The following is a 21,697-nucleotide window of genomic DNA, read 5'->3' on the forward strand; positions in this document are numbered from 1 at the left end:
TGTCATCCTGCAGCACAGGGTCAATCTATGACCTGAAGGCACGCATTCCGCCGCATCGGCGTCAGATCACGGGGAGCAAAACATGGCCAACGAAGTCACATCAGCACCAGCAGCCACTCTAACTGAGAAGCCGCTGCAGTATCTGGATAAGGCGGTCAATGCGATCCGCGACCTGGGCATCTGGCCCGAGCAGCAGGGCGAGCAGCCGATCAACGGCCTATTGAGCCAGATCACCGAACTGGATGAAACACGCGTCGTGCTGATCGGCCGCACGCTGAGCCAGGCCAGCGCCTTTAACGAGGTGGTGCGCGAGCAGATCGCCGCCATGAAGATCGGCGAGCGCTATGAAGAGATCACCAAGGGGTTCGATTCCATCCGCGACGATGCCAAGGGCATGGTCGACCAGCTGGCCGACAACAAGATCGACCTGCTGGAGCGCGCCTCCAATGTATGGATGAAGGTCAGCCGCGGCGATATCGCCCAGCGCTTCAACAAGATTCGCGATGTCTATCTCGACGTCACCAAGGACACCAAGGACCAGATCGACCGCGAGCAGACCATTCTCGAGGCCTATCGCGATTTCCGCGGCGCGCTCAAGCAATCCGAAGTGATGGCGCTTGAAGTGCTGGGCACCGCCGAAAAGCGGCTCGAAGAGAAGAAGAATATCCTACAGACCGCGTCCTCGGCGGTTGCCGCCTATGCCGGCACGGCTCCGGCCGATCGGGCACGGCTCGAAATGGATCGCGACGAGAAGCTCCGCGAGATGCAGAACGAGGAAAAGCGCTACCAGATCGCCAAGGACCTCTCGGACAATCTGACCATTTCCTACAATACGTCCGAAGTGGTGATGGCGCGGCTGATGCAGACGACCAATGCCAAGGAACGCGTCTACCAGCAGTCGATCAGCTTCTTCTCGACCAATGAGACCGTGCTGACCGCGCTCAGTGCCTCGTTCACCGGCATGTTCGGGCTGCATGAATCGACCGAGACGCTCAATGCCATGAAAGAGGGAATGAGCAAGAGCCTCGAGACCCTTTCCGAGATTGGCGACAAGGTGCAGGAAGAGGCCGTCAAGGCCGGCTATGGCCCCACCGTGCGCGCCGATGCAGTCAAGAAGCTGGTGGATTCGGTAGTCAATTTCCAGGAAAAGAGCCGCACCATCATCAACGAGATGCGGATCGCCTCGACCAAGAATTCGGCCGAAATTCGCGATGCGGTGGAAGATGGCAAGCGGCGCCTGGCGGCTTTGGCGGCCGATGGCAATGCCCTGCTGCTCGAAACCAAGAACTGATGCGGGGCCTGCCCCATAGGTGAGCTCAGCCATGAGTGATGTGACAGCGAAGCCCGCTGCGCCCCTCGATGAAGTGATGCTGGCGATGGATGTGGTGGATACACTGCGCCACCGCCAGGATCTGGCCACGCGCGAACTCGACGGGATTACCCGTGAGGCGCAACTCATCGACAAGTTGCGGGATATCTATCACCAGCAGGGCATTGAAGTGCCCGACCATATCCTCAAGGAAGGCGTGGCGGCGCTGGCGGAAAGCCGGTTCGTCTATGATCCGCCCAAGCCGGGCTTTGGCACGTCGCTGGCCCGGCTCTATGTGGGCCGCAAGAGATGGGGCAAGCCGGCCATGGCCGTGCTGCTGGCGCTGGTGGTGCTGTGCATCGGCTATTTCGGCGTGTGGCGGCCCTATCAGGCCGGGCAGGCCGAGCAGGCACGGGTGGAACTGGCCCAGGGCCTGCCGGCGCAGATGGATGGCCTGTACCAGACGATTTTTGAAGAGACCAAGGTGCAGACCGCCGTGGTGCAGGCAGAGGCCATCCGCAGCCGCGGCAAGGCCTTTGCCGCCGAGGCGAACCGGGCCGGCGCCGAGCAGGCGGTGGCTGATCTGACGGCATTGCGCGACACCTTGCGCCAGCAATATACGCTGCGCATCGTCAACCGCCCCGATGTGCAATCGGGGTTCTGGACGACGCCTGAAGTCAATATCGACGCGACCAATTATTATGTCGTGGTGGAGGCCGTCGATCCGTCCGGCAATGTCCTGTCGCTGCCGATTCTCAATGAAGAGAACGGGCAGACCGAGACGGTCAATATCTGGGGCGTGCGGGTGCCCGAGGCGGTTTACAACGCGGTGGCCGCCGACAAGCGCGACGACGGTATCATTCAGGCCAATGAAGTCGGCCGCAAAGCCGATGGTTTTCTCGAGGTGGAATATAACATGCCCGTTCTTGGCGGCGCGGTGACCCGGTGGTGACGCAATGAGCCTGCGCGGACCCGAAGCCCTGGCCTCGCTCGACGAAGCCATGCGCGACATTCGTCGCGAAGAGGACGAGATTTCCAAGCGCCTGGCCCGATCGGCCGAGCGCGTGGGCAAGATCCGCGAGAACGAGGCCGAACTGTTCCGTCAATTGGCGCAGTTGCGGCTGGATCCCTCCATCCAGAGCGAGCTGGACGGTCGGATATCGGCGGCCGAAGCCAAGGCCCGCGACATGCTTAAGGCGCATGCGCAGGATTTGAGCCGAGCCGAGCAGGCAGCGGCCGATATCGATGCGGCTTTGGCCAAGCTGACCGGCGAGCGCGCCGCAGCGCTCAAGGAATTGGAAGGCCATCAGGCCGAGCTCAAGGCGCTGGGCGACAGGCTGACGGCGACCATTGCCCAGGAGCCGGCCTTTGCCGCCAAACGGCAGGCGGCGCAGGAGCTGGCCGATATCGCCAACCAATCCATGCGCAAGACCGAGCGAGCCGAGACCGACCGCGAGGACAAGGGCAAGCCTTATCGCGACGACCCGCTGTTCATGTATTTGTGGGAAGCCGGTTACGGCACGGCCAATTATCGGGCCAATAATCTGATCCGCTATTTCGATGGCCTGGTTGCCGGGATTGTCGGCTTTGCCAAGGCGCGGCCCAATTTTGCCATGCTGAACGAAATTCCGCTGCGGCTGCGCGAGCATGCCGAGCGGCAGATCGAGAGCGCCAAGGCGGCCGCAGCCGAACTCGAGGCGATGGAAACCGCAGCGATCGACGCAGCGGGCGGCAAGCCGATCCGCGCCGCCCTGGCCAGCGTGCAGGAGCGGATCGACGCCATCGATGCGCAGATCGTCGCCACGGAAGACCAGCGCGACCAGACCACGCAGACGCTGGGCGTATTGGCCGAGGGCAATAACCCGGCTTTTGAAAGCGCCCTGGCTGAATTGGCCAATGCGCTGGCGCGGGAGGACATCCAGACACTGCTGGCCGAAGCACGGCGGACGCGAACGGGGCAGGACGACACGATCGTGGCGCAGATCGACGATGCGCGGGCCCGGGCTAAGGACGAGGAAGACGAGACGCGCGACCAGAAAGAGCGGCTCAAGACCCTGGCGGCGCGGCGGCGGGAGCTGGAAGACATCCAGTGGGAATTCAAGAAGCAGCGGTTCGATGATCCGCGCTCGAGTTTCCGGGAAGACCGGCTGGTGGGCGATCTGCTGAATGATTTCCTGCGTGGCGGCATTTCGGCGGCGTCCTATTGGGACCAGTGGCGGCGCAGCCAGAACTGGAACAGCTCATCGGAGTGGGGCGGCGGCGCGGGCCTGCCTAATAATGGCCGGCAACGCGCCAGCACGCCTTGGCCACAGGGCGGCGGTTTTCAATGGCCGGATAACAGCTTTGGCGGCGGCAATAGCAGTAGCGGCAAGAGCAAGGGCGGCGGCGGCTTTGGTGGCGGCTGGGGCGGTGGCGGCAGTTCCAGCGGCGGCGGCGGTTTTTCGCGGCCGCGTACCGGATCGGTGGGGACGCGCAAGCATGGCGGGTTCACGACGGGCGGCGGGTTTTAGGGCTGCGTAGCGCCCTGCCCCGATCAATTGACTGGCGGGGAGGCCATCAATTCCCAGACATTGCCTTCGGTGTCTTCGAAATAGGCGGAATAGCCCCATTCCGATTGGGTGCCGGGGGTGATGACCGAGCCGCCGGCGACCAGGACACGGTCCAGGATCGCGTCGACCGCCTCGGCGCTGTCGGCCTTGTGGCTGAGCACGAAGCCCGGTGTGCCGGGGACGGCGACATCCTTGCCGGCGGTTTGGGCGATCTGTTCGCGCGGGAACAGCACGAAGGAAAAAGCATCGTCGAAGAAGAAGGCGACATGGTCCTCCCCGGCCCCGATCTGCTCATCGGCGATTTCGAACAGAGCGCGATAGAAGGCGAAGGCGCGCTCCAGCTCGTCGACGCCGATGGTGATGATGGAAATCGATGGCTTCATGGGGCGGCTCCGGATTGGTCGGCATGAATACCCGGCCGAAGAGTGATCGGCCGGGTACAGGGATCAGGACTTTGCCAGCAGATTGCGCAGCTTGCCAATGGCGGTGGCGCTATCCTCGCCGTAAGCGATAGTGCCCTGGAATTCGCCCTTGGTATCGAGCAGGAAGACCGAGGCGGTGTGGTCCATGGTGTAGTCATCGCCTTCGAGCGGGATTTTGGCGGCATAGACGCCCCAGGCCTTGACGATCTTGGCGATTTCTTCCGGGCTGCCGGTGACGCCGGTGATGCGATCGGAGACCCAGCTGACATAATCGCCGAGGATTTCGGGCGTGTCGCGCTCGGGATCGACGGTGACGAAATAGGCCTGCAGGTTCTTGCCCTCATCGCCCAGGGCTTCGAACCAGGTGGACATCTCGGCCATGGTGGTGGGGCAGACTTCGGGGCAATGGGTGAAGCCGAAGAACAGCGCCGAAGGATGGCCCTGGAACATGGTCTGATCGACGGGCTGGCCACGCTGATCGACCAGCGAATAGGTGCCCCCGCCAAAGCCGGTCGAGGCCGTGGCGGTGGCGCCGGGCTGGCGCAGCAGGAAGGTGGCGCCGGCCAAAAAGACGGCCATGACGGCAACGCCGGCCCAGAGCAGGATGCGGATGGTTTTGAGACTCATGATGCTTCCTCAATGACCGGCGTGATCGGCGGGCGCAGCGGCGGCCGGGCTCAGCACAGGCAATTCCAGCTCGACAGTGCCGGCCTTTTCAAAGGTCAGCGTCACCGGGATAGTTTCGCCTTCGACGAAGCGCTGGGTGATGCCCATGAACATCAGGTGCAAGCCGCCGGGGGAAAGCGTGACGGTTTCGCCCGGGCCGATCTCAAGCCCATCGGAGAGCTTGCGCATTTTCATCACGTCGCCCTGCATGGCCATTTCGTGGATCTGCACGTCGGGGGACGCGGGCGAGGTGACCGAGACGAGGCGATCGGCTTCGGCGCCGGTGTTCTCGATGGTGAAGAAGCCGCCGCCCACTGGGGCATTGGGCAGGGTGGCGCGGCTGAAGGGCTGGGAAATGTTGATGGGACCCAGATGGGTGGTGCCATCATGCGCGAAAGCGGGGACGGATAGGGCGAGGATGGCCGCGAGGGCGGCGGAGAACAGAATTCGGATCATGATGTGGGTTTCCGGAAAAAGATCAGCTCGATTGGCCCCGATGGGGCCGGTGGATCAGAGCTGAACCGGAGGCGCCCTCGGCCCGCCCGGCGCGATTTGGCGCGGCAGGAGGATTTTGGCGTGTTGAGTAATGCCCGTGGGGACAGCGGCGATGATGGGCGTGCCCAGATCGAGGCTGGCAAAAACCGGCAGGACCAGATCGTTCTTGCCGATGCCAGCGGCGGGGCATTTGGCGATGGTGATGTCGCTGTCGCCGCTGGTGTCGGTGGCGGAGCAAAGCACCCAGCCGGTATTTATCGTTTCGTAGCCGAGCTTGGCAAAATCGAGCTGGCTGGCGCGGGCCTGGTGCAGCGGGGCCAAAATGGTCAGCAAATAGATGGCCAAGACGGCCAGGGCCGTCCCGAACTCTCTTGCCATGCTGCGCCGCTGGATCATGCACTCAGTCCTATGAGGTCGGCCGGTTCGGCTCAACAGCAATATTGTCGCGGCTAGACGGCAGGGGAGTAAGTTTCGCTGCACAGCGCAATGAAGCTTTTCATGGCGGCGGAAAGCGGGCTGGATTTGCGGCGGGCGACGAGCAATTGGCGCAGGGCCCAGGGCTCGGCCAGGGGCGCACAGACCAGATCCGTGCCGGCGAGCAGATGCAGGCTGGTGGAGCGCAGGAAGCCGATGCCGAAGCCGGCTTCGACCATGCGGACCAGAGCGGGGAAGCTTTCGACGCGTACGCTTTCCGCGAAGGGTTTGCCTGCCTTGGTGGCGGCGTCGCCCAGCAGGCGATCGAGCGAGCCGGCATGGTGACTGCCGACAATGGGGTGGCTCAGCACGGCTTCGAAGGCAATGTCCTTGCGCGGCTCGATGCGGTCGGCGAGGGGATGGTCGGGCGGGGCGAGGACCCAGACGCGGTCATCTTCGAAGGGTTTGATTTCGAAGCGCGTGAAATCGTAATTGTCGGAGACGATGGCGATATCCGCCCTGCCCTCGTCCAGCGCCACCAGGCCCTTGGCAGCGCCCATTTCCTGGATATCGAGGGCAATGCCGGGATGCTTGAGGGCATAGCGGGCGAGCAATTCGGGCAGCCGGCCGGTGAGCGCGGCGCTGGTGCAGGCCAGGCGCAGGCTACCGCGCTGGCCGGAGCCGAAATCGGCCATGACGGCATCGAGATCGGCAATGGCGCGCAGCACGGTGCGGCAGCCATCGGCATAGGCGGCGCCGGCTGTGGTGAGCTTGACGCCATGGGCGGAGCGATCGAACAGCACCACGCCCAGCCGGCTTTCGAGATCGGACACGCGTCGGCTGACCGCGGAGGTCGCAATGCCTTCGCGCTCGGCCGCCCGGCCGATGGAGCCGGTTTCGGCCAACAGCAGGATGAGGCGCGCGGTGACGCTATCGAATGGTGCCATGTCATCTCCCCAGATGGGCGGCACCATAACCACACTTGGTCCTTTAGATCACGAGCAAGATGCCGCGGGTGAGATAGAAAATGCCGATGGCGGTGACGATCAGGCGGGTCCAGCGCTTGAAATTGGCGTCGGTGAGGTGTTGCAGCACCCAGTGACCGGCGCTGGTGCCGGCAATGGCGAAGGGCGCGGCCAAGGCGACGGCCGCCCATTCGCCGGGGGCGAGTACCATGGTGGCGTTCCAGTAGAAGATGATCTTGCCCGCGTGATTGACCACCTGGGCGGCGGCCTTGGTGGCGATGATGGTGCGCCGGTCCATGGGGGTGCGGATGAAGAACATATCGATGGTGGGCCCGGCGACGCCGACGGCGAGGTTAATACCGCCGCCGAGCAAGCCGCAGATGAAGGCGTGATGGGGCTTGGACGCATCGAGCGCCAGCCAGGATTGGGGAATCCAGAGCAGGATGGGCAAGAGGCCAATGGTGATGCAGACGGTGGCGAGATCCGGCGTGTAGCGGACGATGAAGAGGATGGCGGCGGCAGTCAGCAGGCCCAACGTCATAATGCCGAGCACGCGCCAATCGATATAGGCGCGGGAGAAGAAGGCGCGCGAGCCATTGGCGATGAGCTGGATAATGCCCTGGACGGCAATGGCGGTGCCCACGGGCAGGATGAGCAGGAAAATGCCGAGCAGGATCAGCCCGCCGGCCATGCCGAAAATGCCCGATATCATCGATGTTGCGAACACCGCCACCAGCATGGCGGCGCCAATGAGCAGACTCATCTGACTTTTCCCAATGTGGCACTGTCATGCGCTGATCGCGCAGACGACGCCATGACGGATGCGGCAAGAGGGGATGCCCATGACAAAGCGCCGCCTGTGCTGCGGTTATCGAACGGACGGACGGACCCCGAGACGGCTTCCGCCTCGTAAGGGATAAAAAATGAGACGAACGTCGCCTCGGGGTGCCGGGACTTTTTCGGACGGCGCGATCGCAGACCCCAGCGTTTGCCGTAGCGCCCGCCCGATTGCCTCGTCCGCTCGACCCGGAGCGGAGCGCGACCTCCCCTCCCCCGGCTGGCCTCCGGACGCTCGTCGCTGCAGCGCCGCCCGTATCCCGGAAGATGGAGGGAGTATGCGGGAGGTTTTGGGGAGGGGGATAAGTTTTTTTGGGGGAGCGGGGTGGGGTGCTGTTCGCTCCTCTGCCCCTGCAATGGCGGCAGTGTGTACCCGGACGCCTCTAAAATCACGGTGTCATTCCGGCGGAGGCCGGAATCCATGTCCGCATCTCTCCACGACCATTGGCGTTGATGGATGGTCCACAGCATGGATCCCGGCCTCCGCCGGGATGACACCGTGTGTGGTACGAGTCCCGAGTGAACACCCCGGGCCTGAACACCCACCCTGTATCGGGGCCTTGGAGCCAACACCCCTATTGCAGCGAGGGGAAATAGTCCTTGGCGGTGGGGGTGAGGAGTTCGGGGATGTCGCTGAGCTTGGCGGTCAGCAGGTCTTCGCTGCAGGCGAAGTTGACGTGGGGGAGGCCTTCGAGGGTGAAGAGCACAGCATCGCCGGGGACAAAGCGCAGGGCGAGGTTGGAGGCGATGAGGTCGTTGATGCCGCACTCGTCCTCGAATTGTTCGTCGCCGCTCGAGACGCGATGGGCAATGACATAGTCGATCAGCTCCTGATCGGCACCCCAGTAATAATCCTGCGGTGCCTGGCGCGCAGCCGCCTGATCGATCTCGCCATCGGCGCCGCCGACCTTCATGGTCGCCACCCAGCCCTTGAATATATTGGCCAGGGCAAAGGGCTCGCCGGTCCTGGTATCGACGATATGGGTGTCGCTGTGATTGTTGGGGTGGGCGCCGGTGCAATAGGTGCTGCCGGATTCCACCCAATTGAGCACAGTGGGCGACAGATAGGAGAGCACGATGCTTTCCTCGTCATACTGGCCCAGCGTGCCCTCGTTCAGGCCCAGGGAATATTCATTGGCGCCGAAGCCCGCATAGACCTGGGCCATGCAGTCGAAGGCGAAGAAACTGAGCGCGGCGTGGCGACGTTCCAGCGCCTCGTTGGCCTGTTGGGTCGAGGAGCCGTCGGACAGGGACAGGATGCGCGGAAAGGGGAATTTGGTGCGCGGATCGGTGACGTAGCGGAAGGTGGAGCCTTCCAGCGTTTCACTGGCGCCCTCCGCCATCACCACTTCCATCTTGGCGAATTCGTAGGGCGCGGTGTGGGGGGCGAAGATTGCGCCATCGCCGTAGAACAGCTCGAAGGTGCTGTCGCGCAGGCCATAGGGGGTGATTTCGGCAGCCTCGGGCAGCGTGCGACGGCCGATTTCGGTGAGGGTGATGGGCAGGCTCTTGGACTTGTCCGTGGGCGTCCAGTCGCCGGTGAGGCTGCCATCGCCGGAGAGCGTCACCGACCAGATGCCGCCGGTGGGCGGCACGACATCGCCATATTGGTTCTCGGTGCAGGTGGTTTGCGTGCAGGGGGCCTCTTCCAGCATACTGATCGCGGTGCCGACGCTGCCATTGGCGTCGAGCGGGATATCGCCGCCCTTGGCCAGGTAGCTGTAGCGGCCGGTCAACTGCCCGGCGGCAGGCGCGACCAGCTCGGCCACGATGTCGTGGCCGCCCAGCGTGCCCTTATAGGTGACGGCCTCAAGGGCAAAGACGGGCGTGGTGGCGAGCAGCACGGCGGCGAGAATGGCAAGACGCATGGAGGGACCCTCGGAACTGGTTTGGCGAGTTTAGCAGGGGTGAGACGTTCGTCAGCCCCTGCTCCTTGGGGTGGCTCGCTAATATTTGTTGGTGGGGGAGCCCCGATGCGCCTCCCTCCCCCTTGAGGGGAGGGATTGAGGGTGGGGGTGCTGAGGTCACAACACATATCGAGTATTTGGAGGCCGCAGCACCCCCACCCCCGCTTTTCGCTAGCGAAAAGCTGAGCCCTCCCCTCAAGGGGGAGGGGATTGGATTGGGGCTCCCGAGCCGTCTGCTATCAGGTGCTGGCGGCCTTGGCGTTGGCCTGGGAAACCAGTTCGTCGGGGATGTCGTCAAAGCTGGCATAGTTCATGTTGTAGAGCTTGGCGTAGAGGCCGTGCTTTTCCATGAGCTGGTCGTGATTGCCGGTTTCGATCAGTTCGCCATTTTGCAGTACGATGATGCGGTCGGCGCCGCGGATGGTGGCGAGGCGATGGGCGATCACCATGCCGGTGCGGCCTTCGAGCAGGGTCAGCAGGGCCTTCTGGATCTGCCGTTCGGTGTAGGAGTCGATATTGGCGGTGGCTTCGTCGAGCACCAGGATTTTGGCGTCGGCGACCAGAGCGCGAGCAAAGCTGAGCAATTGGCGCTGGCCGAGTGACAGGTTGGAGCCGCGCTGTTCGAGCACGGCATCATAGCCGCCGGGCATTTGCATGATGAAGTCATGCGCACCCACCGCCTTGGCGGCAGCGATGACGTCGTCACGGGTGGCTGATGCCTTGTTGTAGCGGATGTTTTCGAACACCGTGCCGGTGAAGAGGAACGGCTCCTGCAGCACCATGGCGACCTGCTCGCCCAGGGATTCCTGGGTGACATCGCGCACGTCATGGCCGCCCACGAGAATTTCGCCGGACTGCACTTCGTAGAAGCGGTGGACCAGGGACATGGCCGAGGTTTTGCCCGAGCCGGTGGGGCCGACCAGAGCAACGGTTTCGCCCGGATTGACCTTGAAGCTGACATTCTTGAGCACCGGGCGATCTTCGCGATAGCCGAAGGTCACGTCCTTGAACTCGACCGAGCCGTCCATGTCGCCGGTCAGCACCTTGGCGTCGGGCTTGTCTTCGATGGAGACCGGCACATCGAGCACTTCGGTGATGCGGCGGCCCGAGGTCATGGCGCGCTGCATGATGGAATATTGCATGGTGAGCGAGCGGATCGGATCGAAAAAGCGCTGGATATAGAACAAGAACGCCACAACGACACCGATTTCGAGCCCGCCATTGAGCACGAGCGAGCCGCCGACAACCACGACCACCGCCATGGCGATACCGGTGAGGCTATCGACGATGGGGACCATGACCTGGGCGAAGCGCGAGCCGGTCAGCTGGGTCAGAAGGTTGGTGTGGGCCTTGTCGTCATAGAGATCGAAATTGACCTTCTGGCGATCCAGGTTCTGCACGGTGCGCACGCCATGAATGCCTTCGGCCATGGCGCCGGCAGTGACCGAATTGGTCTCGTGGGCGGCCATGAAGGCGCGCTTGGCCGGGGGCAGCCAGAAGATGCGCACGATGAAGAGGATCGGCATGGTGGAGAGGGTGAGCAGGCCGAGCCGGAAATCGAGCGTCAGCAGCACGACGACAATGCCGACCAGCAGCACCATATCGCCGACCGAAATCACCGAGGTTTCGAGGAATTCCTGCATGGAATTGACGTCACCCTGCAGCCGGCTCATCAGGCGGCCGACTTCGGTCTTGTCCATGAAGCTGAGCGAGACGCGCTGGAGCTGGGCGAACATGGCGCGGCGCATGTCGAACAGCACGTTTTCGGCGACCTGGCCAACTTCGGTTTCCTGGATATAGGAGGCGCCGAAATTGAACAGCACGGCCAATGCGAAGGCAAAGACCGCCCAGCCCAGATTGGCAGCGCTGCCGCCCTCGGTCATGCCGCTATCGATGGCCCAGCCGATGATCAGCGGGATGGCCAATTGGGTGATGGTGAAAACCAGCACCGCCGCTACCGAGAGATAGATGCGCTTGCGGTAGGGGTGCACGAAAGCCCAGATGCGCCGGACCGTCTTGGGATCATAGGCGGCGCCGAAGACCTCTTCTTCGATGCGGTGGCTACCGACACTGGCGCGCGGGGGGCGCTGGCCGGGAAAGGCTGCAACTTCGCGTTCTTCGTCCATCACGCTCATTGTGCGGCGCTCCCGATTTCGACGTCATCTGTGGGGCGGGTCTGCAAGTCATAAAGCGCGCGATAGCGGCCGCCCTTGGCCAGCAATTCCTCATGGCTGCCGCGTTCGACAATTTTGCCGCCCTCAAGGAAGAGGATGGTGTCGGCATGGAGCAGCGAGGACAGGCGATGCGAGATGATCAGGGTGACCCGATTGCTCGCATAACGCCTTATGGCGCTGCGGATGCGGTGTTCGGTGCCCGCATCGATGGCGGCGGTGGAATCGTCGAACACCATGACGGCGGGCTTGAGCACCAGGCTGCGGGCAATGGCGAGGCGCTGGCGCTGGCCGCCGGAGAGGGAGACGCCGCGTTCGCCCACCACGGTATCGTAGTCGGTGGGCAGGCCCATGATGTAATTGTGCAATTGGGCGCTTTCGGCGGCCCGCTCGATCTTGGTTTCCTTGGCCCAGGGATCGCCATAGGCAATATTGTTTTCGATCGTGGTGGTGAAGAGGAAGCTGTCCTGCTGCACCACGGCCACGGCGCGGCGCAAAGATTGCAGCGTCACTTCGCTCACATCCTGGCCGTCGATGGTGATCTTGCCGCCGCTCAGATCGTAAAAGCGTGGGATGAGATGGGCGAGGGTGGACTTGCCGCTGCCGGGGGCGCCGACAATGCCGATGGTCTGGCCGGCCTTGGCCTCGAAGCTCACACCATCAAGGGTGGGATGGGTGGCGCCGGGATAGGTGAAATGCACATCGTCGAATTTGAGCGTGCCCTTGGTCACCTTGAGCTCGGTGGCGCCCGGTTTGTCGTCGATTTCCAGCGGCTCATCGAGAAAGGCAAAGAAGCGATCGCCGCAGGTGGAGGCGCGAGCGAAGGAATTGACCATGAGGCCAAGCTGGCGCACCGGCATTTGCAGGATGGTCATGAAGGTGAGGAAGCTGGCGAGCGTGCCCACGCTCATATCGCCCGCAATGACCTTGTTGCCGCCGAACCAGAGCACGAGACCCATGGCGGTGAAGAAGGATGCGGTCATGGCCGAGGTGTTGCGCACGCGCACGCCGACGCGTTCATGAGCCAACTCAAGCGCTTCGGCCGAGGCGACGTTGAACTTGGTCATCTCGAATTTCTGGCCGGAAAAGGCGCGGACGACGCGAATGCCGGCGAGGTTTTCTTCCATGACGCGGGTGAGGCCCGAGAGCTTTTCCTGCAGCACCAGCCAGGTCTTGCGCAGGGTGAGCTGGGCGACCGAAGAACGCCAGGCGACGAAGGGCACAAAGCTCAGGCTCAGAAGCCCCAGCAGCACATCGGTGGTGAGCAGCATATAGGCGCCGACCCCGATCAGCACCGAGAGCAGCACGACGCGCACCATGCCGGTGGCGAAGAACATGCGCACGCCATCCAGATCAAGCAGGCCGATGGTGATGAGATCGCCGGTATGGACCTTGTCGTGATAGGAATAGCTCAGGCGCTGGATCTTTTCGTAAAAGGCCAGGCGCAGCTCGTAGCCGATATAATGGCCCACCGATTCCGAATAATAGTTCTGCAGCAGCGTGAAGATGCCGCGCGCCACCGAGACGCTGAGCAGTAGGACTGCGCTCCAGATCAGGGCTTGCTGGGCATCACCGCCGCCCACAGCCAAAATGCCCTGCGCCTGATCGACCGCATGGCCCAATAGGCGCGGGATCATCAGCTGCAAGACCGAGGCCACGATGGTCGCGCCGACGGCGGCACTCGCCTGCCAGGGATGGCGGAAGGAGAACTTGGCGATCCGCAGCAGGGTTCCCTCACCCTTTCCAGCGTGAGCGGCGGCCACATGGGCCCGTGCATCGCCGCGTGATCGGACGCGGCCAGCCTTATTGGTGGTCAAGGAAGTATCCAGACTTCAATATATAAATGTGTGGGTCCAGGCGAATGCGGGAGAAACGCATATTCGGGACTAGGACAAATCAACTCGCACCAATAGAAAACGCTCATTCGCGCTGCCATTCAAGATCGAATCTAAGCAAAAAATGCAAAGTCTGACCCCGATGGCGCGCAATGGCGCCTTCATTGCGGCAGATTGAGCTCCGGATAGATCAAAGCGGAGCATTGCCGGTTATTGGCATCGAGCTGGGCCTGCTCGGCGGCGGTGACCTGGCCGGTATAGATGGCGTTCCACAAATCGTCTTTTTCCACGCCCTCAAGGCCGCATTGGCAATAGGTGACGCAGAGCGGCGCAGAGGTGCCGCCCGTGGTGCAGGTCTGCTGGCAGGATTTGAGGAAATCGGCACTGCGCATGGCGATTTCGGGATGGGTCAGCGAGGCCAGCGGGAACAGCACGGCGAGCAGCAGCGGCTGATGCAGCAGATAGATCAAAAGGCTCCAGCGGCCGGCGCCCGCCAGCGTGGTGGCGAGGCGGTTTTTGGGCTGGATCGCGGCGAGCTTGTCGGCCAGCGGGGAGGCCAGCAGCAGGCGGGTGGCGATGACGCCGAGCAGGACGAGGCCAAACCAGGGGAAGATGGGGACCAGATCATTGGCGGGCGGCGGGACGGTCCAGAAGCCGAGGATGGACCAGGTCTTGGCGTTGAACAGGGGATCGGCATAGGCGAAGTGTGCCCCGATCACGATGGCGGCGACTATAGCCACCAGCCAGAGCGGGGCGCGCAGGAAGGGCAGCGCCATGATGCTGAACAGCGCGATGGCATGCAGCACGCCGAAATAGACGAAGCTATCGGGGAAGGCGAACCAGGTGGCGATGGTGATGATGCCGGCGCCGGCGGCGACGAAGGCCCAGCGCTTCCAGAAGGCGCGCCAGCGGATGGCTCGGCCATGGCCGAGTACCAGCCCGACGCCGACGAGGAACAGGAAAACCGACAGGATGGTGCGGGCGATCACCACCCATTGCGGATCATAGCCGACATCGGCAGCGATGAAGCGGAAATAGCTGAGGTCCCAGCACAGGTGATATGCGATCATGGCGATGATGGCGACGCCGCGGGCGATGTCGATAATGGCAAAGCGCGGGCGGGCTGCCGGGGCGGAGATGGTCATGCTTGCCCTCGGGCAGTGTTGGTCGGGGCGTACAATGACCGTTGTGCTGCGCCGGTTCAATCGTGAAAGTCGGTGACCAGGCGGCTCCAGTCTTCACCTAGCAGGCCTCCCAGATAGACATCGCCGCGCCGGGCGGCATCGACAATGGCGGGATCGCGGGTGGAGATGCAGTAGAAGCCGCGGGGCACGAAGCTTACGCCCTTGCGGCGGCATAGAGCTTCCATGAGGAAGGGTTGCGCCATGCCCTGCACGCCCACGCAGCCGATTGAATCGGCATGGGATAGCAGATCGGCGATGATGGCGCCCTCCTGCCCCGGACGGCTCAAAATGTTGAGCAGGCGCGCCACCCCGCCGGGGCGGGCATAGAAGGCGCTGCAGCCGGCGAGCGTGCCAGTTCCGTCGCGCACCTGCCGCAGGGTCAGCGGGCCGGTAATGGTGTTGAGCGCGGCCATGTCGAGCATCCAGCCCAGTTCGGGGGCGCTCCAGACGGGGTGGACGGCGAAGCGTTCGACCAGAGCCGGTGCAGCGGCGATGAAATCGGTCCGCGAGATGGTGGTCCCCTGCCCGTCTGATGGTGGCACGAGGCTGGGCATGAGGCGGCGGAGGGCGGCGTCAATCGGCTTGGCGAGCAGGCTGGCGAGGCGCGCCAGGGATGGCGGGAGCCTGGCGGCGGCGCGGTTGGCGAACCAGGCGGCGGGGCGCAGGACATGGCGCCAATCCAGACTCTGGATGGGCAGGACGTGGCCGCCCACCGCCTTCCAGTGATCGGCGCTGAGCGGATTGGCGCTGTCGGAGAAACAGAAGGCCTGATTGCGGGCGCGGATGGTGAGCACCATATCGGCGCCGCCGCGCGTGCGCTTGGCCGGGTCGGTCATGTAATTGCTCATCAGGCGGCCGGTGAGGACTTGGCCGTTAACGCGGACCTGCATGGGGATGACCAGCAAGGCGCTGTCGATACTGCCATCGGCATCGCGATGGACGAGGCTCCCTTCGGTCTCGCTATAGAGGGGGAGCCGAAAAAGCTTTCCTCGAAATACGCAAGGAATTCGGGGCAGGGCGCGGCGCCCTTGCGGAAGACGCGCTGGAACAGGGCCGCCACCTCGGGCACGTCGGCACGCTGCATCGGCGTGATGGCTTTGAGGCGCGTCATGATGCCGGCCTGGCTCCGATCTGGTGCAGGGTTTCGGCGACGGTCTCGATGGCCAGATCGCGGCGGCGCACCATATCGAGCACCGCGCCGAAGCGGGCGGGCGAGCAGCCGATGGGGCTGGGATCGGGGCGGACATCGTGGGTGTAAAAGATCAGCCAGCCGCCGCTGCGTTGGAGGCCATCGAGCAGCAGGCCGATGCTGTCGAGATCACCCGACACATCGTACAGCTCCTGGGCATGCAAATGGGCCAGATCGATCCAGCCGCGATTAATGCCGGGCTGAATGCCGCGCAGGCCGGCGAATCGATGCGCCAATAGGCGCTTGGCATTGAGCGACACGACGCCGAACGGGTAGGCGAAGGAGGTCGGCGCCTGCCCGCTCAGCGCCGCGATTGCCGATGTATTGGCAGCAACATCGGCAATGAGTTGGTCCGGCGCAACGCGCTGGACATTGATGTGGTTGCTGGTGTGTCCCCCAATTTCATGGCGATTTCTCGCCAAATTTGCGGCCACATCTGGGCCGGCGATCAGCTGGCCATTTTCGAAATCGCCAGCCAGTCGATCGGCAAAATAGAAGGTGCCGCGGGCTTTATGGGCTTCGAGCAGTGGCGCGGCATTGGCGGCGGCGGAGAGGGGGAAATCGTCGAAGCTGAACGAGACCACGGGCCGCTCCAGCGCTAGCCGGAATGGCCGGAACGGCACGGCGCGGGCCAGCCGCCGCGAAGCGCCGGCCAGAGGATCGGTCCAATCGATCATGGTGTGGTCTCGTGCATGGGAATGACGGCGGGCGCGAGCCCCATGCCGCCCAGCATGGCGGCAAAGGCTTCGACAGTTCGCTCGGTGGTGAAATCGGCGGCGCGGCGGCGCAGGGCGGCGTGATCGACGGGCTGGTCGAGAGCTTGCAGAATGGCCTCGGCCAGCAAGGCGGGATTGCCGACCGGCACCAGGGCGTGGCCGGGGCCCAGGATTTCGCGCGGGCCATGGGGGTCATCGCCATGGCGCTGGGCCATGGATGTCCAGAAGGCAATCGCGTCGGCAATGGAGGAGAGATAGGCGTCGGGCGGCAGGCCCCATTCGGGCGGGGGCACGGGCTCGTAGTGATCGGGGAAGCCGATGACGTGCCAATCGACGATGACGAAAAGGCCCTGGGCGCGGGCGGCGGCGATATCGGTGTCGAGATATTGCGCCATCAGGACGGGATCGTAGCGCCAATGGCCGGGATGGACGCTGATGCGCACGCAATTGGCGCCCCAATCCTGGGCGACGACGCGATAATCATCGAGCGAGCGGCCGGCGCGGATATAGACGGGGTCGCCCATGGCAATGCCGCAGAGGCGCAGCGGGGCGTCGTTCCAGAGCAGGCGATGGCCGGAGATTTCGATGCGGGTTGGTTGCTGGGCGGGAGCCGGCGCTGCCAGCCCGGCGAGGCCGGCGAGCACGGCGCGGCGGCGCATGATCAGCGTCCCCGCCAGCGATTGACCAGCATGCCCAGAGCGCCGCCGAGCAGCAGGCCGGCGACCAGGCCGAGCGGCAACAGTACGCTGGGCTTGGGCGGGAAGCTGCGCTCGGAGGGGGCGACGGCTTGCGAGACGACTTGCGCATTGAGCGTATCGAGGCGCGCCTGTTCGGCGGTTTCGCGCGAGCGGAGCAGCGCATCCTGATAGACGGCGCGGCTGGCTTCGGCCTCGCGCTCGAGCTGGCGCAGGCGGATGCGCTTGGAGTCCGTGGCTTGCAAATTTGCGGTGGCGCTGTCGAGCCTTGTGCGCAGGGCGCTGGCATTGTCCTGAGCGCGCTGCAGCGTCAGATCGGCGGCGGTCAGCAGGCGCACCACTTCGGCATCGAGCGCAGCGCGGGCGCCGGTGACGCGTTGTTCGGCGACGATCAGGCGGGGATGCTGGGTGCCCAGGGTGGTGCGGAGGGCGGCGGCGTCGGCATTGGCGGTTTGCAACTGATCGCGCAGCCGGGTGATATCGGCCGAGCCCATGGCTTCTGGTGCGGCGGCGGCCTGTTCGGGATTGGCGGCCAGGGCCTGCAATTGATCGCGTTCGACGCGGGCGGCGGCCAATGCAGTGTCGGCGGCGAGCAGGGCCTGATTGGTTTGCCCGACCTCGCCTTCGAGCAGGGACTGGGCTGATGTTTCGACAATGCCATTGGCCGTCTTGAAGCGCTCGACGGCGTTTTCGGCAGTTTCCAATTCGCTGAGCAATTGGGCCAGGCGACCTTCGAGCGCACCGGACGCGCGTTCGGCCTGGGCGGCGCGCTGGGTTTCGCGCAGGCCCAGATAGTTTGAGACCACGGCATTGGCGATGGCGGCGGCCTTGGTGGCGCTTTCGGATTCGGCGTAGATATCGACCACATAGGTGCGATCGAGCCGCACGACATGGACGGCCTTGGAGAGGGCCAGAACGGCTTTGCTCAGATCATCGCGCGGGGCATCGGAGGCGCCGCCGGCAAGGCTGTCGAGCAAAGCGCGCAGCGGATTGGCGGGTTTGCCGACAAATTCTGGATCGTTCTGCAGCCCCAATTGGGTGGCGGCGGCGCGCAGCACCGAATCCGAGGCCATGACGCGGGCCTGGCTTTCGATCAGCACCACACCGGCATCGCCCGAGGCGGTGGAGGGGGTCAGGTCACGCTCCAGCACCTGCAGGTTTTGCGGATCGATGAAAATCTGCGCGCTGGCGCGGTAGCTGGGCGTCAGGACTTGCGGGGCGACAAGCGCGAGGGCAGCGCAGCACAGGGCCCCTGCCCCGGCCCAATAGCGGGCGCGCCAGAGCCGGCCGAGATGGTCACTGAGCGCGGGGGAAACCGAAGAGACCGGGCGTACAAGGGTGGCCGTTTCGGTAACGATGTCGGAGCGAAACATGGATGCCACCAGTATGTCATGGTTAATGCATGATTAAACTGGAGGCATTGTTGCACCGGAGCAGAGCAGTGAAAAACACAAGCTGGTCCGGCGGTTAATCGTGTTGTGTGAATGTACTTACGTATGCATCGGGAATGTTTCTGACCCGTGGGGGCGCAAGAGCCGAGCAAAGCGTGCGCATGGCGGCGCCAAGGCGCCCACCGCCAGCTTGACTGAACTCATTATATCAATCATTCTCGATATATGGAATCATCGCACGCCCTCGACGTTTTTGCCGCCCTGTCCCAGGGCACGCGCCTCGACACGTTCCGCCTGCTGATGGAACACGAACCCCAGGGCCTGCCGGCCGGCGAAATCGCCCGGCGGCTCGATGTGCCGCAAAACACCATGTCCACGCACCTGGCCATTCTGGCCCGGGCGGGGCTCATCGAATCCGAGCGCCACAGCCGATCCATCGTCTATCGGGCGGTGGTTGACCGGGTGCGGGAGATCGCGAGCTTCCTGGTGCAGGATTGCTGCGGCGGTCGAGCCGAATTGTGCGCCCCGCTCATCGCCGAATTCACCCCGTGCTGCGCGCCGGCCGATCGCCGCCCCGAGGCGGGATAAATGGTGGATTTGCCGCGCCGTCTGGTTGCCGAAGCGCTCGGCACGGCACTGCTGGTGGCGACGGTCGTGGGCTCGGGCATCATGGCCGAGACACTGACCACCGATATCGCCCTGGCGCTGCTGGCCAATACCATTGCCACCGGTGCCATCCTGGTGGTGCTGATCACTATTCTCGGGCCGATTTCGGGCGCCCACTTCAATCCGGCGGTGTCATTGGTCTTTGCCTTGCGGGGAGACCTGCCGCGCCGTAACGCCGTGCTCTATGCCATTGTGCAGGTCGCGGGCGGCATTGTCGGGGCAATATTGGCGCATGCCATGTTCGCGCTGCCGCTGCTGCAGGCTTCCAGCACGGTGCGCAGCGGGGCGGCGCAATGGCTTTCCGAAGGGGTTGCGGCGTTCGGGCTCGTTGCAATTATCCTGGCCGGCATCCGGTTGCAGCGAAGCGCCGTTCCGATGCTGGTCGGGCTCTACATCACCGCGGCCTATTGGTTCACGGCGTCGACCTCATTCGCCAATCCTGCCGTGGCTATCGCCCGCGCGTTTACCGACACCTTTTCGGGTATTCGTCCAATTGACTTGCCGGGCTTCATTCTGGCGCAACTCGCTGGCGCCCTGGTCGCGCTAGCGCTGATGAGCTGGCTGCTGCGCGGTCTGGTCGGAGACGCCCTCCCCATCCATGTGGAAGAACAATCATGACCGTCACCATCTACCACAATCCCGAATGCGGCACGTCGCGCAATACGCTGGCGATGATCCGCCAGTCCGGGGTCGAACCGATCGTGATCGACTATCGCAAGACGCCGCCAGCGCGCACGAGGATCCGCGAACTGGTTTCCGCTGCCGGCCTGACATTGCGCCAGGCGATCCGGCAGAAGGATACGCCCTATGCCAAACTCGGCCTGGCCGGCACGTCCTTGTCGGATGAGCAATTGCTCGACGCCATCGCGGCGCACCCCATCCTGCTCAACCGCCCCTTTGTCGAGACCCCGTTGGGGACACGGCTGTGCCGGCCTTCCGAGTTGGTGCTGGATATTCTGGAGAATGCCGATATCGGGCCGTTCACCAAGGAAGATGGCGAGGTAATCATCGACGCTGAAGGCAAGCGCGTAACCGGGAGCGGGTCGGCTTGAAGTCGATCTAGAACATTATGACCGTGGCCACTTCTTCGCCGTCCAATGCCGCGGCCATCTGGGCGCTCGGGGTCACCCAGATCATCGGCTATGGCACGCTCTACTATAGTTTCAGCATCCTGGCGCCCGGCATCGCTGCCGAGTTCGGCGTGGCCATCGAGTGGATCTACGGCTGTATTTCGCTGGCGCTGCTGGCGGGTGGGCTGATCTCGCCCTATGCCGGCGGACTGGCGGACCGGCATGGCGCCGGGCGGGTCATGGCGGCGGGTTCGGTCGGTGCAGCGGCGGCGCTGATCGTGTGTGCGCTGGCGGGGAACGCCTTCGCCTTCCTCGCCGGCATGATCCTGGTCGAGCTGGCTTCCGCCTTCGTGCTCTATTCGACGGCTTTCGCCTTTCTCGCCCAGAGTACAGGCCCCAAGGCGCAGCGCAGCATTACCTATCTGACGTTGATCGCCGGCTTTGCCTCGACGATCTTCTGGCCGCTGACCAGCGCCATGCTGGGGGCCATGGACTGGCACCAGGTCTATTTGGTGTTCGCGGGCTTGAACCTGCTTGTCTGCCTGCCGCTGCATCTGTGGCTGTCGCGGTTTTCGCGGCTGGCCGCCGCGCGGATGCCGCAGCCGGCCGCGATTGGCGGGGTGGAGAACCCGGTCGACCAGGGCCTGGTCTTTGGCCTGGTGGTGCTCGGCTTTTCTCTGGCGGGGTTCATTTCGGCGGCGATCCTGTTCCATATCGTGCCGATGCTGGGCTCGCTCGGACTGGGCAATGCGGGGGTGCTGGTGGCTTCGCTGCTGGGGCCGGCGCAGGTGGCAAGCCGGCTGATCAATATGACATTGGGCAAGGAATTGCCGGCGACGGTACTTTCGATCATTTCGGCGAGCATGATGCCGCTGGCGCTGACCATCCTGGCGCTGACGGCGCCATCGATCGCCGGCGGCATCGGTTTTGCGGTGATCTTTGGCATGGGCACCGGGCTGTTCAGCATTGTATCGGGCACATTGCCGCTGGCGCTATTCGGCAAGGCCGGTTTCGGCCGGCGGCTGGGCTGGATCAGCCTGGGCCGGCTGGCGCTATCGGCCATCGCGCCATTCGCTCTGTCGGTCGCGCTAGGCGCTGTCGGACCAAAGCCCTCGATATGGGTTCTGGCAGTGGCGGGATTAGGATGCGTGGCGGTGTTTGGGGAAATCTGGCGCCGTTGCCGGCAGCCCCAGCGCGTGGCCGTCGTCTGACCCCG

21 protein-coding genes are annotated in these 21,697 nt (G+C 64.0%); 7 read left to right on the top strand and 14 right to left on the bottom strand.

Going from position 1 to position 21,697, the window contains the following annotated elements; all coding sequences use genetic code 11:
• The first annotated feature begins 82 nt into the window (after nt 1-82).
• Genes N8A98_RS06245 through N8A98_RS06255 form a run of 3 tightly spaced genes read left to right on the top strand, consistent with a single transcriptional unit; the run spans nt 83 to nt 3,819 of the window.
• The gene (locus N8A98_RS06245; protein WP_262170000.1) at nt 83-1,291 is read left to right on the top strand and encodes an RLV_5639 family protein; all 1,209 of its coding nucleotides are present in this window, start codon (nt 83-85) and stop codon (nt 1,289-1,291) included.
• 31 nt (nt 1,292-1,322) lie between these two features.
• Nucleotides 1,323-2,261 carry a DUF6384 family protein gene (locus N8A98_RS06250; RefSeq protein ID WP_262170001.1) on the top strand — a complete coding sequence of 313 codons (939 nt, stop codon included), beginning with the start codon at nt 1,323-1,325 and terminating at the stop codon, nt 2,259-2,261.
• A 4-nt stretch (nt 2,262-2,265) separates the two neighbouring features.
• Complete coding sequence (locus N8A98_RS06255; RefSeq protein ID WP_262170003.1) at nt 2,266-3,819, top strand: coiled-coil domain-containing protein; 1,554 nt, start codon at nt 2,266-2,268, stop codon at nt 3,817-3,819.
• A 23-nt stretch (nt 3,820-3,842) separates the two neighbouring features.
• Here N8A98_RS06255 and N8A98_RS06260 read toward each other — a convergent pair whose 3' ends face one another.
• From N8A98_RS06260 to N8A98_RS06325, 14 genes are all read right to left on the bottom strand, one after another.
• Nucleotides 3,843-4,241, bottom strand: a complete 399-nt coding sequence (locus N8A98_RS06260) for a VOC family protein (RefSeq protein WP_113121276.1) — start codon at nt 4,239-4,241, stop codon at nt 3,843-3,845.
• A 63-nt stretch (nt 4,242-4,304) separates the two neighbouring features.
• On the bottom strand, nt 4,305-4,907 hold the full coding sequence (locus N8A98_RS06265) for an SCO family protein (protein ID WP_262170005.1): 603 nt from the start codon (nt 4,905-4,907) through the stop codon (nt 4,305-4,307).
• A 9-nt stretch (nt 4,908-4,916) separates the two neighbouring features.
• Nucleotides 4,917-5,402 (bottom strand): copper chaperone PCu(A)C, encoded by a 486-nt coding sequence (locus tag N8A98_RS06270; protein ID WP_262170006.1) that lies wholly within the window; start codon nt 5,400-5,402, stop codon nt 4,917-4,919.
• A gap of 54 nt (nt 5,403-5,456) precedes the next feature.
• Nucleotides 5,457-5,837, bottom strand: coding sequence for a hypothetical protein (locus N8A98_RS06275; RefSeq protein ID WP_262170008.1), 381 nt, complete (start codon nt 5,835-5,837; stop codon nt 5,457-5,459).
• A 53-nt stretch (nt 5,838-5,890) separates the two neighbouring features.
• Nucleotides 5,891-6,802, bottom strand: coding sequence for a LysR family transcriptional regulator (locus N8A98_RS06280; RefSeq protein ID WP_262170009.1), 912 nt, complete (start codon nt 6,800-6,802; stop codon nt 5,891-5,893).
• 43 nt (nt 6,803-6,845) lie between these two features.
• On the bottom strand, nt 6,846-7,583 hold the full coding sequence (locus tag N8A98_RS06285) for a TSUP family transporter (protein ID WP_262170011.1): 738 nt from the start codon (nt 7,581-7,583) through the stop codon (nt 6,846-6,848).
• 649 nt (nt 7,584-8,232) lie between these two features.
• A complete protein-coding gene (locus tag N8A98_RS06290) occupies nt 8,233-9,525 on the bottom strand; it encodes a hypothetical protein (protein ID WP_262170012.1) in 1,293 nt (430 codons plus the stop codon).
• 278 nt (nt 9,526-9,803) lie between these two features.
• The gene (locus N8A98_RS06295; protein WP_262170014.1) at nt 9,804-11,699 is read right to left on the bottom strand and encodes an ABC transporter ATP-binding protein; all 1,896 of its coding nucleotides are present in this window, start codon (nt 11,697-11,699) and stop codon (nt 9,804-9,806) included.
• Complete coding sequence (locus N8A98_RS06300) at nt 11,696-13,552, bottom strand: ABC transporter ATP-binding protein (protein ID WP_262170015.1); 1,857 nt, start codon at nt 13,550-13,552, stop codon at nt 11,696-11,698. Before N8A98_RS06300 ends, N8A98_RS06295 begins: the two co-directional genes overlap by 4 nt.
• A 179-nt stretch (nt 13,553-13,731) precedes the next feature.
• Nucleotides 13,732-14,715, bottom strand: a complete 984-nt coding sequence (locus N8A98_RS06305; RefSeq protein WP_262170017.1) for a heparan-alpha-glucosaminide N-acetyltransferase — start codon at nt 14,713-14,715, stop codon at nt 13,732-13,734.
• 56 nt (nt 14,716-14,771) lie between these two features.
• Nucleotides 14,772-15,644 (bottom strand): GNAT family N-acetyltransferase, encoded by an 873-nt coding sequence (locus N8A98_RS06310; protein ID WP_262170019.1) that lies wholly within the window; start codon nt 15,642-15,644, stop codon nt 14,772-14,774.
• 217 nt (nt 15,645-15,861) lie between these two features.
• Complete coding sequence (locus tag N8A98_RS06315) at nt 15,862-16,620, bottom strand: polysaccharide deacetylase family protein (protein WP_262170021.1); 759 nt, start codon at nt 16,618-16,620, stop codon at nt 15,862-15,864.
• Entirely contained in the window at nt 16,617-17,318 is a 702-nt protein-coding gene (locus tag N8A98_RS06320) for a cellulase family glycosylhydrolase (RefSeq protein ID WP_262170023.1), read from the bottom strand. The genes N8A98_RS06315 and N8A98_RS06320 overlap by 4 nt, the downstream gene beginning before the upstream one ends.
• A gap of 2 nt (nt 17,319-17,320) precedes the next feature.
• Entirely contained in the window at nt 17,321-18,727 is a 1,407-nt protein-coding gene (locus N8A98_RS06325; protein ID WP_262170024.1) for a GumC family protein, read from the bottom strand.
• Nucleotides 18,728-18,970: 243 nt separating this feature from the next.
• Here N8A98_RS06325 and N8A98_RS06330 point away from each other — a divergent pair, with 243 nt between their 5' ends.
• Genes N8A98_RS06330 through arsK form a run of 4 tightly spaced genes read left to right on the top strand, consistent with a single transcriptional unit; the run spans nt 18,971 to nt 21,692 of the window.
• Nucleotides 18,971-19,333: an ArsR/SmtB family transcription factor gene (locus tag N8A98_RS06330; RefSeq protein WP_262170026.1), complete on the top strand. Its 363-nt coding sequence runs from the start codon at nt 18,971-18,973 to the stop codon at nt 19,331-19,333.
• Entirely contained in the window at nt 19,334-20,029 is a 696-nt protein-coding gene (locus N8A98_RS06335; RefSeq protein ID WP_262170028.1) for an aquaporin, read from the top strand.
• Nucleotides 20,026-20,463, top strand: coding sequence for an arsenate reductase (glutaredoxin) (gene arsC, locus N8A98_RS06340; protein ID WP_262170029.1), 438 nt, complete (start codon nt 20,026-20,028; stop codon nt 20,461-20,463). The genes N8A98_RS06335 and arsC overlap by 4 nt, the downstream gene beginning before the upstream one ends.
• 17 nt (nt 20,464-20,480) lie before the next feature.
• Nucleotides 20,481-21,692: an arsenite efflux MFS transporter ArsK gene (arsK, locus tag N8A98_RS06345; protein ID WP_390888805.1), complete on the top strand. Its 1,212-nt coding sequence runs from the start codon at nt 20,481-20,483 to the stop codon at nt 21,690-21,692.
• Nucleotides 21,693-21,697: the final 5 nt, after the last annotated feature.

Origin of the sequence: Devosia neptuniae (assembly GCF_025452235.1) — a bacterium.
Lineage (GTDB): Bacteria > Pseudomonadota > Alphaproteobacteria > Rhizobiales > Devosiaceae > Devosia.

What these genes read in the sequence shown, in the direction of transcription:
- N8A98_RS06275 (WP_262170008.1), bottom strand. Translation starts at nt 5,837, where the DNA reads ATGATCCAGCGGCGCAGCATGGCAAGAGAGTTCGGGACGGCCCTGGCC.
- N8A98_RS06310 (WP_262170019.1), bottom strand. Translation starts at nt 15,644, where the DNA reads ATGCAGGTCCGCGTTAACGGCCAAGTCCTCACCGGCCGCCTGATGAGC.
- N8A98_RS06305 (WP_262170017.1), bottom strand. Translation starts at nt 14,715, where the DNA reads ATGACCATCTCCGCCCCGGCAGCCCGCCCGCGCTTTGCCATTATCGAC.
- N8A98_RS06325 (WP_262170024.1), bottom strand. Translation starts at nt 18,727, where the DNA reads ATGTTTCGCTCCGACATCGTTACCGAAACGGCCACCCTTGTACGCCCG.
- arsC (WP_262170029.1), top strand. Translation starts at nt 20,026, where the DNA reads ATGACCGTCACCATCTACCACAATCCCGAATGCGGCACGTCGCGCAAT.
- N8A98_RS06320 (WP_262170023.1), bottom strand. Translation starts at nt 17,318, where the DNA reads ATGCGCCGCCGCGCCGTGCTCGCCGGCCTCGCCGGGCTGGCAGCGCCG.
- N8A98_RS06280 (WP_262170009.1), bottom strand. Translation starts at nt 6,802, where the DNA reads ATGGCACCATTCGATAGCGTCACCGCGCGCCTCATCCTGCTGTTGGCC.
- N8A98_RS06335 (WP_262170028.1), top strand. Translation starts at nt 19,334, where the DNA reads ATGGTGGATTTGCCGCGCCGTCTGGTTGCCGAAGCGCTCGGCACGGCA.
- N8A98_RS06295 (WP_262170014.1), bottom strand. Translation starts at nt 11,699, where the DNA reads ATGAGCGTGATGGACGAAGAACGCGAAGTTGCAGCCTTTCCCGGCCAG.
- N8A98_RS06330 (WP_262170026.1), top strand. Translation starts at nt 18,971, where the DNA reads ATGGAATCATCGCACGCCCTCGACGTTTTTGCCGCCCTGTCCCAGGGC.
- N8A98_RS06290 (WP_262170012.1), bottom strand. Translation starts at nt 9,525, where the DNA reads ATGCGTCTTGCCATTCTCGCCGCCGTGCTGCTCGCCACCACGCCCGTC.
- N8A98_RS06255 (WP_262170003.1), top strand. Translation starts at nt 2,266, where the DNA reads ATGAGCCTGCGCGGACCCGAAGCCCTGGCCTCGCTCGACGAAGCCATG.
- N8A98_RS06265 (WP_262170005.1), bottom strand. Translation starts at nt 4,907, where the DNA reads ATGAGTCTCAAAACCATCCGCATCCTGCTCTGGGCCGGCGTTGCCGTC.
- N8A98_RS06270 (WP_262170006.1), bottom strand. Translation starts at nt 5,402, where the DNA reads ATGATCCGAATTCTGTTCTCCGCCGCCCTCGCGGCCATCCTCGCCCTA.
- N8A98_RS06245 (WP_262170000.1), top strand. Translation starts at nt 83, where the DNA reads ATGGCCAACGAAGTCACATCAGCACCAGCAGCCACTCTAACTGAGAAG.
- N8A98_RS06315 (WP_262170021.1), bottom strand. Translation starts at nt 16,620, where the DNA reads ATGATCGATTGGACCGATCCTCTGGCCGGCGCTTCGCGGCGGCTGGCC.
- N8A98_RS06260 (WP_113121276.1), bottom strand. Translation starts at nt 4,241, where the DNA reads ATGAAGCCATCGATTTCCATCATCACCATCGGCGTCGACGAGCTGGAG.
- N8A98_RS06285 (WP_262170011.1), bottom strand. Translation starts at nt 7,583, where the DNA reads ATGAGTCTGCTCATTGGCGCCGCCATGCTGGTGGCGGTGTTCGCAACA.
- N8A98_RS06250 (WP_262170001.1), top strand. Translation starts at nt 1,323, where the DNA reads ATGAGTGATGTGACAGCGAAGCCCGCTGCGCCCCTCGATGAAGTGATG.
- arsK (WP_390888805.1), top strand. Translation starts at nt 20,481, where the DNA reads ATGACCGTGGCCACTTCTTCGCCGTCCAATGCCGCGGCCATCTGGGCG.